Genomic DNA, 9,715 nt, shown 5'->3' on the forward strand with positions numbered 1-9,715 from the left:
AACAGAGATGTTAGCTTTTTTTATTAAGGATTGAGCTCCAACAATGTCAGCGCTTCATAATGCGCTGTATGCGGGAACATATCAAATAATTGAATTTGAGTAAGTTTATAATTGATTAGATGCTGCAAATCTTTTCCCATGGAAATAGCATTACAGCTGGAATAAAGAATAAAGTGCGGTTGCATTTCATTGAGAAATTCAGCTAGTTCCTTTCCGATACCTCGACGAGGCGGGTTGACGATCACCAAATCCGGTTTATTTTCATCTTGTGCTAAAGCAAAATTAGCGGCATCCAAAGATTGAAATTTAACGTTACTTAGCCCTAACACTTGAGCGGATTGAGCCGCCGCTTGGATAGCGGATGGCGAAATTTCAATTCCCGTTAATTCCACTTCTTGTTGATGTTTATCCTGCAAAGCTTTAGCACAATGAAGTCCAAAGCCTCCAACGCCACAAAAGAGATCCCAAAGTTTAGTAATCGGCAAATCTTGTACCCAATCTTGTGCTGTTGCATATAATCCTTGCGCTACAAGTGGATTTGTTTGGAAGAAACCTTGAGGACGAATAAACAACGGAATACCATTAAAACTTTCCGATAAAGTATGTTGATCCGTCAAAAAGATTTCTTTCTCACCTTCTAAGATCGCAGCGTGTTGAGGTTGGATATTCACACTCACCACTTCAAGTTGTGGTAATTTTTCCAATAACCCTGTAAACTCACGTTGAATTAACGGCAATTTAGTTTCTGAACGCAATACAAAACGCAACATCAATTTTTTTGTATGTTGGCTTTCTGTGAGCAGAATATATTTGAGCTCACCTTTTTGCTTAGCCACGTTATAAGGGACTAAACCCGCGCGCCCAATAAAATCTTTTAGAATTGGGAATAGCTCTACAAAGCGTTGCGGATAAAGCGGGCAATCACATAAATCCACCGCACTTTGTGGATCATTCGGGTCTTGTAAAATACCTAAAATAGGACGTTCCACCGCGCCACTTACCACCATTTTCGCTTTATTACGAAAGGCATACTCGGAGGAATAAAAAGGCGGATGCCAAATTAAATTATCACAATCTAATTTGGCAAGTTGTTGTTTAAGATGCTCTTCTTTCTTGGCGAGTTGCTGTTCATAAGGCATTTCAAGCCATTGACAAGAACGGCAATCGCCTTTTTGATAATGATGGCAATCAATCATTTAGAAGCAAGCCACTCTTGTTGAAGTGCGGTCAGTTTTTGATGATTTTCAATCCAACGCGAAGTTTTTGTGAGTTCTGACCAATCAAAGGATTTTTGTTTAAAGAGCGATTTCAAGCGATCTTGGCGTGCTGCAAAATGCTCCGTTGTTTCCTCTAACTTGAGATTATCAAGCACTTGAATAACACCTTCACGTTCATTACAAAGCAATAATAAGTCACAACCAGCATTCAAGGCTTTTTCACTACGGGCCACAAAATCTCCCATAAAACCAGCTCCCTTCATGCCTAAATCATCAGAGAAAATCGCCCCTTGGAAACCCAACTGTTTACGCAAAATTTCTTTTAACCAATAACGCGAACCGCTTGCTGGCTGGCTATCACATTGCGTATAAATAACGTGAGCCGGCATAATCGCATCAAGCTTACTTTGTTGAATTAATTGCTGAAATGGCAAAATATCATGATTAAAAATCACTTCTTTTGCTCGCTCATCATAAGGGGTTTCAAGATGAGAATCGGCTAAAACATGGCCGTGTCCTGGGAAATGTTTTCCTGTTGTTGCCATGCCTGCTTGGTGCATACCATCAATAAAAGCCGCCGCCAAATTGACCGCACTTTTTACATCACAGCCAAAACTACGATCGCCAATCGCACGACATTCATGCCCTAAATCCAACACGGGAGCAAAACTCAAATCAATATCTAGCGCCACCATTTCAGCCGCCATTTGCCAGCCCGCTTCTTTTGCTATTTGTTGTTGCTGAGTTGAATCCTTAACTAATGCCGCAAAAGCTTGCATCGCGGGGAGCTGAGTGAAACCTTCACGGAAACGTTGCACGCGACCACCTTCTTGATCGACCGTAATCAATAAAGGCTTTTTCACTCGTTGACGAATGGATTTAATTAGCGCTTGAACTTGCTGACGATCATAAAAATTGCGGGTAAATAAAATCAAACCAGCAACTAAAGGATGTTCCAGTAATTCAACTTCTTCTTGTTTGAGCTCATGACCTTCAAGGTCAATTAATAGTGTGGACATAAACTATTGTAAATAAAGACGATAATTAGTACTTTCTGTGCTTGGTTTTGGTAGTTCAAACACTTTCTTTTCTTGTGGTTGCAATAAAATATTGCCTGATTGGCTTTCTTGCTGATTCGGCCAAACCTGTGTCACACCTTGTGTGTTATACCAATAAAGATGGTAAAGCACATTGAGTTGTTGCGTGGTTTTATTTTTTAAAGCTGCCGTATTATCAGACAAATCAACATCTAAAGCGGGTGCTAAATTTGCCGCCATATTTAAAATTGGCTTATTGGTTCCCACAATATTTGGTGCAGATGAACAAGCCGTTAAAAATAATACCGTTGCTGTAATGAGGATCTTTTTCATTATTTCGCCAACATTCTACCTAAAGGTTCACCACCAACAAGATGCATATGAATATGGAATACTTCTTGTCCACCGTGTTTATTACAGTTCACAATTAAACGATAACCATCTTCGGCAATGCCTTCTTCTTTAGCAATTTTAGCCGCGACAGTAAATAAGCGACCCAAAGTAACTTCATCTTGTTCTGTCACATCATTAACCGTTGGAATGACTTTATTTGGGATAATCAAAATATGGGTTTTCGCTTGCGGTGAAATATCTCGGAATGCGGTCACTAATTCATCTTGATAAACAATATTGGCAGGGATTTCTTTGCGAATAATTTTGCTGAAAATGGTTTCTTGAGCCATAGTCTTCTCCTTGTTTTATATAAAAAAGTGCGGTCAAAATTTACCGCACTTTGCTTTTATTTTCCATCAGAAATTGATGATGAATGACATTTCAATCGGCTTAGTGAGCCGCACCTTCTTCTGAATCATCTTGATTAATAAAGGTATTATTAATCTCAATTTGTGCTTTTTCACGTAATGCTTGCATTAACTGTCCTTGCAATTCACCTTGACGTGCAAGAAGAAGTTGAGTGCTAAATTTCGCTAATTCTTGCTCAGTTAAAGTAGGTTCTTCTACACGTTCAAGAGCAACCACAACTACGTCACCTTTGCTGTTGCGAGCAACTTGATAAGCTACCTTACCATCTTGTGGTTTAGCAATAGCAAATATACCTTCATAAAGCATTGGATCTTTATTATCCATTAATGTAAAGGTTTGTGGTTCACTAAAACTAATACCTGCTGGTAATTTGGTAGGATCAGTTGATAGTGCTTTAACCGCTTGCTCTGCTTTTTCAGCTAATACTTTATCGGCTTTTTCACGTTTTAAGAATTGCTCAATCGTTGATTTTGCTTCATCAAGGCTTTGTAAACCTTCATCTTTGTGATCTACGACACGTACCACTACAAATTCATTTTCACCTACCGTTAATGGCTCAGAATTTGCACCGCCGTTTGCAATATCAGATTCAAAAATAGCAGAAGTCACATTTGGGAAATTTAATGCCGCAGGGACATTATTTTTACCAAAGTAATCCGTTTCTTCCATTTTCACACCAGCAGCTTCAGCTACCGCAGCTAAAGAATCACTACTTTCTGCTGCTTTTTCACGAACCGCTTTTTCTACCGCTTGGAAACGGCTTTCTGCTAAGTTTTTACGTACAGTCTCTGCGATTTGTTCTTTCACTTCTTCTAAAGTACGTTCTTTACGATCTTGTACTAAAATAATATGGTAAGCCCCATCCACATTAACCGGTGTGCTGTATTGGCCTACATTTAATAATAATGCTGCATCTTCAAAGTTTTTCGGTAATTCGTTGTCTTTTACCCAACCTAGTTCACCGCCTTGAGCACCAGAAAGTTTATCTAGAGATTTTGATTTTGCTAACTCAGCAAAATCAGCGCCCTTTTGCAATTCTTGATAAACGGCATCCGCTTCTTTCTCAGTTGATAATTGAATATGTGCTAATTTTTGGCTAATGAATTGCGCTTTATTTTCTTGATAATATTGCGCAATTTGAGTTTCTGTTACAGGTTGTAATTTACCTAATGCATTTGCTGAAACGCTAATATATTGCACTTTCGCTTGTTCAGGTTGAACAAGTGATTTCGCATTCGCATCGTAATACGCTTTAATTTCTTCGTCCGTTACTTTTTGTTTTGCAATTTCATCAGCTAATGGAAGTGTTGCAAGACGAGCGATACGTTTTTGGAAAAAGACTTGTGCGTTATCTTTTACTTGGGCTGGTACAACAAATTCACTGTCTGCCAAACCATTTTGCATTTGTTCAAGTGTTAATGCATTACGTAAAATAGCCGCATAAGTATCGGATGTTAAACCATTTTGAGCCAATAATTGTTGATAACGCGCGTTATCAAATTTACCGTTAGATTGTAAGTTAGGATCGCTCACAATCGCACGTTTGATCATCTCATCACTGACACCTAATTTTAATTCTTTCGCATATTGACGGATTAATTCTTGATCCACCAAACGTTGAATTAAATTTTGACGAAGTGCAGTCACAAATTCCACAGAGTCAGTTTTCGCTAAGAAACTCTCGCCTTCTTGTTGAGCTCGCGCTTCAAACTCTTGGTTATAACGATTTAAGAAATCTTGTTGAGAGATGGTCTCGCCATTTACTTTTGCGGCAAAACTCTCACTGCCGCCATACAAATAACCTGACATCCCACCAACTAAAAATGAAACTGGAAGTAAAGCAAAGATCGCTTTTCCGATAAAGCTATGGGCGATGCCATGCATTTTTTCAATTAACATTCAATTATTACCCTTTTAAAAAGACAAAGTTCATGAGATTATAATCTAAAAGGCGAAAATTCGCACTTAAAAAACACCGTGTTCGTGTAGGATTTTTATAGCCATAACGAGTAACACTAAACCGCCAAAAATTTCTGCTTTGCTTTTGAATTTTTTCCCTAAAAAATGACCGCTCTTTACACCAATAAAAGAGATGACAAAGGTTGTTAAACCGATGATGAAGACGGCCAATAAAATATCCACGGAAAGAAAAGCAAAAGAGACACCGATGGCTAACGCATCAATACTCATTGCCACACCAAGTGTTAGCAAGTGTTTTAAACTAATCAATGAGGGAGCGGGTTCATCATCCGAGCTAAGTCCTTCTCGAATCATATTCACACCGATGAGAGCGAGCAAAACAAAGGCAATCCAATGATCCCAATTTTGAATCATCTGACTAAATTGTAGCCCGACAACATAGCCGATTGCCGGCATGATGCCTTGGAATAACCCAAAGCAGCATGCAATAGCTAATGCTTGTTGCCATCGAAAAGCTCGCATTGCTAAGCCTTTTGAGATGGAAACTGCAAAGGCATCCATCGAAAGACCAAGAGCAATGACCCACAACATATGAAAAGTCATAAACTAAAGTTTATTTTCCAATACAGAAAGAACTGAAAATATTGCCGAGTAAATCATCCGAAGTAAATTGCCCCGTAATTTCACTCAGGTTAGCTTGAACTAAACGAAGTTCTTCAGCCAATAATTCACCTGCATGAAACTCAGTTAATTGGACTAACCCAATTTGCAAATGTTCGGCCGCTTTTTCTAAGGCATCAAGATGGCGACGGCGTGCTAAGAAACCGCCCTCCATCCCGGTTTGGAAGCCCATTGCCTGTTTTAAATGCTCTCGCAACAAATCTACACCCTGATGTGTTTGAGCAGATAAACAAACGGTTGTTGTTCCATTTTCTTCTTTTATTCCAACTGCCTCGCCGCTTAAATCTACTTTATTGCGAACAATGGTTACCGGCATATTATTTGGCAATTTTGATAAAAATTCTGACCGCACTTTTTCAATATTTTGGCTATCAGGATCGCTGCTATCTAACATTAAAATAATACGATCGGCTTGCTCAATTTCAGTCCAAGCACGCGAGATCCCGATACGTTCAACTTCATCTGTCGCTTCACGAAGCCCTGCGGTATCAATAATATGTAAAGGCATGCCATCAATATGAATATGCTCACGCAATACATCACGCGTTGTTCCTGCAATATCTGTCACAATGGCCGCTTCTCTGCCCGCTAAAGCATTCAGCAAACTAGATTTACCTGCATTTGGACGACCGGCAATCACCACTTTCATCCCTTCACGTAAAATCGAGCCTTGTTTTGCTTCGCTACGGACTAAATCAAGTTGATTGATAATTTCTCGTAATTTTGCTTCGATTTTACCGTCTGCCAAAAAGTCAATTTCTTCATCGGGAAAATCAATCGAGGCTTCCACATAAGTACGAAGATAAATCACAGAATCTACTAACTGATTCACTTTATTAGAAAATTCACCTTGTAATGATTTTAATGCAGAACGAGCGGCTTGCTCCGAAGTCGCATCAATCAAATCGGCAATGGCTTCTGCTTGAGCTAAATCTAATTTATCGTTTAAAAAAGCTTGTTCAGAAAATTCACCTGGACGTGCAAGACGAACACCATCAAGTTGTAAAATTCGTTTTAGCAACAAATCTAATACCACTTGTCCGCCATGACCTTGCAATTCCAATACATCTTCACCAGTAAAGGAATTCGGTGATTTAAAATAAAGTGCAATACCTTGATCTAAAACTGTGCCATCAGCATCTTTAAAAGGTAAATAGTCTGCCATTCGAGGTTTAGGACATTTACCTAGTACTGCTTGTGCAACTTCAACCGCTTTGGGGCCTGATACACGCAAAATACCAATACCGCCACGTCCTGGTGCTGTCGCTTGTGCGACGATTGTTTCTTTCATAAAAACTCACTAAAAATTGACCGCACTTTTATCTGCGATAAAAAAATGAGAGGGCGCATTAATACGCCCATGTGATTATATATCAATCAATGATAGAAAAAAGGCATCTTTCGATGCCTTCTATCTGTTATTTTTTACGGGTATGTAACCCTTTTTTCTCTAAACCACGGTAGATCATTTGTTGTTGTACGATAGTGATTAAGTTAGACACTAACCAGTAAAGTACTAGACCTGCCGGGAACCAGAGGAAGAAGAACATGAAGATCAACGGCATGAAATTCATCACTTTTTGTTGCATTGGATCGGCAACTGGTGTAGGTGACATTTTTTGTAACAAGAACATTGATCCACCCATTAAGATTGGGAGAATGTAGTAAGGGTCTTGTGCCGATAAATCTTGAATCCAACCAAAGAATGGCGCATGACGAAGTTCAACTGCTTCCATAAACGTCCAGTATAATGCAATGAAAATTGGCATTTGAAGGATTAATGGTAAGCAACCACCAAGTGGATTTACTTTTTCTTCTTTGTAAAGTTTCATCATTTCTTGGCTCATACGTTGGCGATCATCACCAAAACGTTCGCGCATTTCTTGCATTTTCGGTTGCAACATACGCATTTTCGCCATAGAAGTGTATTGTGCTTTTGTAAGCGGATATAAAATCGCTTTAACCACTAAGGTGACACAAATAATTGCCACACCCCAGTTAGATACAATACTTTGAATGAAAGTTAATAACCAGAATAATGGTTTCGCGATGAACCATGCCCAACCATAATCGACAGTTAAGTCTAAGTGGTTAGCCACTTCAGCCATTTTGTTTTGTAATTTCGGACCTGTCCATAATGAGCTGGCAATAGTCTCTGTTGCACCTGCTGGAATAGAAACGACTGGACCACGATAACCAATAGACGCAACGTTATTTTTACTGTCTGTAATACTATAAAGTTGGTTATTTACATCTTGATTTGGGATCCAAGCTGATACGAAATAGTGTTGTAAAATAGCAACCCAACCTGCTTTGGTATCGATAGAAAGATTTTTATCTTTCATATCGCTGAAGCTGTATTTTTTGTAATTGGTTTCTGAAGAAGAATACGCACCACCGGTATAAGTAGGCATTGCCACGTTACCGCTGCTTTCAACTAATGTGTGTTTTAATTGGCCGTAAGGTTCAACTTCAATTGCACTACCACTTTGGTTCACAATTTCAAAGTTAACACCGACATCGTAACTATCACGTTTTAACACAAAGATTTTACGATAAGTCACACCATCTTTTTCAAATGTTAATGGCACTGAAAGTTCATTTTGACCTTCTGCTAATTTGAAATTATCGCCAGTAACTTGATATTGCGCGCGACCTGCTTTTGTATCGATCCCGTTTTTACCAATTAAACCGCTTTGTGCAATGTAAACATGCTCGTTTGTATCTTTTAACAAGACGAAAGGTTCTTTTGAACCTAATTCTGCATCATATTTTAATAGTTCAGAACTGATTACATCACCACCTAATGTATCCACTTTCAAACGGAGTACATCATTTTCTAATGTGATAATTTGACCTTTTGTTTGTGAATCTGCCACTACTTCAGCAGATGAAGAAGAACTTGCCGGGACATCAGAAGAGGCGGCTGTTGTTTGTTCAGTGGTCTGTTGTTGAACAGGTGGATTTTTATCAAGTTGCCATTGCTGATAAACAAGGAAAGAAATAAAGAGTAGTGCAAGCACTAATAGGCTACGTCTTGAGTCCATTATTTTTTCTCATCGTTATTATTAATCTTTTTCGGCGGAACAGGATCGAATCCACCGGCGCTTAAGGGGTGACATTTTAATACACGTTTTAGCGTAAGCCAACTACCTTTTAACAATCCATGTGTTTTTAACGCCTCAATACCATAACAAGAACAGGTTGGCACAAAACGACAACGTGGCCCGATTAAAGGGCTAATCGCTACTTGATAAAACTTAATTAAAGCGATGAGGATTTTTGTGCCAAACGAATGTGACGTGCCCATAATTTATCCAAAGTTTGTAAAAACGTTTGATTATCAAGCTGACCAATGCCACGTTTCGCCACAAAGACAAAGTCACAAGAAGGCAAATTATGTTGAGATAAACGAAAACTTTCACGAACTAAACGTTTAATACGATTACGATCATGCGCTCGTTTAAGATGTTTTTTAGCCACAGTTAAACCTAAGCGTGGATGCTCAAGATTATTTTTGCGTGCGAGAATGGTAATTTCAGGGGTGCTTGCTCGAAACGGTTGTTCGAAGACATTTTTGAATTGAGTGGGAGTTAGCAATCGTAACTCCCGAGAAAAGTTTAGCTTAATCACTAAAAACGGTGATTATGCAGATAAACTCTTACGACCTTTAGCACGACGACGAGCTAAAACTTGACGGCCGTTTTTAGTTGCCATACGAGCACGGAAACCGTGAGTACGGCTACGTTTTAATACAGAAGGTTGAAATGTACGTTTCATTGTAATCTACCTAAATCAAAATGGTTTACTGTTTTGATATTCAAAACACAACAAGGGTTATAAAAAATAGACCGCAATTTTAATCATAAATTGGGCTTTCGTCAAATAAGAAAAGAGAAAATTCCGAAATAATCTTCCGTTTCTTCTAAAATCGTGGGGATTATACGGATTTTGGACAAAATCTCAAGCAACCTTTTTGTCTTTTTTTGACGACCAACAGAAGATCTTTTGCCTAAATTATTGTAAAATTCTCTTCGATTTTTAACCGCACTTTTGCGGCTTTTATTTTATACGCATATAACATAAGGATAATTTATC

At 38.7% G+C, this 9,715-nt stretch carries 11 protein-coding genes; all 11 read right to left on the reverse strand.

What is annotated here, in order from left to right:
- Nucleotides 1-23: 23 nt before the first annotated feature.
- Nucleotides 24-1,196, reverse strand: a complete 1,173-nt coding sequence (rlmC, locus tag INP94_RS10715; RefSeq protein ID WP_197543621.1) for a 23S rRNA (uracil(747)-C(5))-methyltransferase RlmC — start codon at nt 1,194-1,196, stop codon at nt 24-26.
- Nucleotides 1,193-2,236, reverse strand: coding sequence for a beta-N-acetylhexosaminidase (nagZ, locus tag INP94_RS10720; protein ID WP_197543622.1), 1,044 nt, complete (start codon nt 2,234-2,236; stop codon nt 1,193-1,195). Before nagZ ends, rlmC begins: the two co-directional genes overlap by 4 nt.
- A gap of 3 nt (nt 2,237-2,239) precedes the next feature.
- Nucleotides 2,240-2,587: a DUF1425 domain-containing protein gene (locus INP94_RS10725; protein WP_005698418.1), complete on the reverse strand. Its 348-nt coding sequence runs from the start codon at nt 2,585-2,587 to the stop codon at nt 2,240-2,242.
- The gene (gene hinT / locus INP94_RS10730) at nt 2,587-2,937 is read right to left on the reverse strand and encodes a purine nucleoside phosphoramidase (RefSeq protein WP_005695575.1); all 351 of its coding nucleotides are present in this window, start codon (nt 2,935-2,937) and stop codon (nt 2,587-2,589) included. Before hinT ends, INP94_RS10725 begins: the two co-directional genes overlap by 1 nt.
- A 100-nt stretch (nt 2,938-3,037) precedes the next feature.
- Nucleotides 3,038-4,915 carry a peptidylprolyl isomerase gene (gene ppiD / locus INP94_RS10735; RefSeq protein WP_197543623.1) on the reverse strand — a complete coding sequence of 626 codons (1,878 nt, stop codon included), beginning with the start codon at nt 4,913-4,915 and terminating at the stop codon, nt 3,038-3,040.
- Nucleotides 4,916-4,981: 66 nt separating this feature from the next.
- Nucleotides 4,982-5,539, reverse strand: a complete 558-nt coding sequence (locus INP94_RS10740) for a manganese efflux pump MntP (protein WP_197543624.1) — start codon at nt 5,537-5,539, stop codon at nt 4,982-4,984.
- Between the two features lie 10 nt (nt 5,540-5,549).
- Complete coding sequence (mnmE, locus tag INP94_RS10745) at nt 5,550-6,908, reverse strand: tRNA uridine-5-carboxymethylaminomethyl(34) synthesis GTPase MnmE (protein WP_197543625.1); 1,359 nt, start codon at nt 6,906-6,908, stop codon at nt 5,550-5,552.
- 127 nt (nt 6,909-7,035) lie between these two features.
- Nucleotides 7,036-8,664, reverse strand: a complete 1,629-nt coding sequence (yidC, locus tag INP94_RS10750) for a membrane protein insertase YidC (protein WP_197543626.1) — start codon at nt 8,662-8,664, stop codon at nt 7,036-7,038.
- Entirely contained in the window at nt 8,664-8,927 is a 264-nt protein-coding gene (gene yidD / locus INP94_RS10755) for a membrane protein insertion efficiency factor YidD (RefSeq protein WP_005695569.1), read from the reverse strand. The genes yidC and yidD overlap by 1 nt, the downstream gene beginning before the upstream one ends.
- Entirely contained in the window at nt 8,882-9,250 is a 369-nt protein-coding gene (gene rnpA, locus INP94_RS10760; RefSeq protein WP_014064016.1) for a ribonuclease P protein component, read from the reverse strand. The genes yidD and rnpA overlap by 46 nt, the downstream gene beginning before the upstream one ends.
- Nucleotides 9,251-9,262: 12 nt before the next feature.
- On the reverse strand, nt 9,263-9,397 hold the full coding sequence (rpmH, locus tag INP94_RS10765; RefSeq protein ID WP_005539760.1) for a 50S ribosomal protein L34: 135 nt from the start codon (nt 9,395-9,397) through the stop codon (nt 9,263-9,265).
- Between the last annotated feature and the right edge of the window lie 318 nt (nt 9,398-9,715).

The organism is Haemophilus parainfluenzae (genome assembly GCF_014931395.1).
Lineage (GTDB): Bacteria > Pseudomonadota > Gammaproteobacteria > Enterobacterales > Pasteurellaceae > Haemophilus_D.

Bases quoted from the DNA above. Each gene is read 5' to 3' on its own strand.
- INP94_RS10725 (WP_005698418.1), bottom strand. From the start codon at position 2,587: ATGAAAAAGATCCTCATTACAGCAACGGTATTATTTTTAACGGCTTGT.
- nagZ (WP_197543622.1), bottom strand. From the start codon at position 2,236: ATGTCCACACTATTAATTGACCTTGAAGGTCATGAGCTCAAACAAGAA.
- rpmH (WP_005539760.1), bottom strand. From the start codon at position 9,397: ATGAAACGTACATTTCAACCTTCTGTATTAAAACGTAGCCGTACTCAC.
- yidC (WP_197543626.1), bottom strand. From the start codon at position 8,664: ATGGACTCAAGACGTAGCCTATTAGTGCTTGCACTACTCTTTATTTCT.
- ppiD (WP_197543623.1), bottom strand. From the start codon at position 4,915: ATGTTAATTGAAAAAATGCATGGCATCGCCCATAGCTTTATCGGAAAA.
- rlmC (WP_197543621.1), bottom strand. From the start codon at position 1,196: ATGATTGATTGCCATCATTATCAAAAAGGCGATTGCCGTTCTTGTCAA.
- mnmE (WP_197543625.1), bottom strand. From the start codon at position 6,908: ATGAAAGAAACAATCGTCGCACAAGCGACAGCACCAGGACGTGGCGGT.
- yidD (WP_005695569.1), bottom strand. From the start codon at position 8,927: ATGGGCACGTCACATTCGTTTGGCACAAAAATCCTCATCGCTTTAATT.
- INP94_RS10740 (WP_197543624.1), bottom strand. From the start codon at position 5,539: ATGACTTTTCATATGTTGTGGGTCATTGCTCTTGGTCTTTCGATGGAT.
- hinT (WP_005695575.1), bottom strand. From the start codon at position 2,937: ATGGCTCAAGAAACCATTTTCAGCAAAATTATTCGCAAAGAAATCCCT.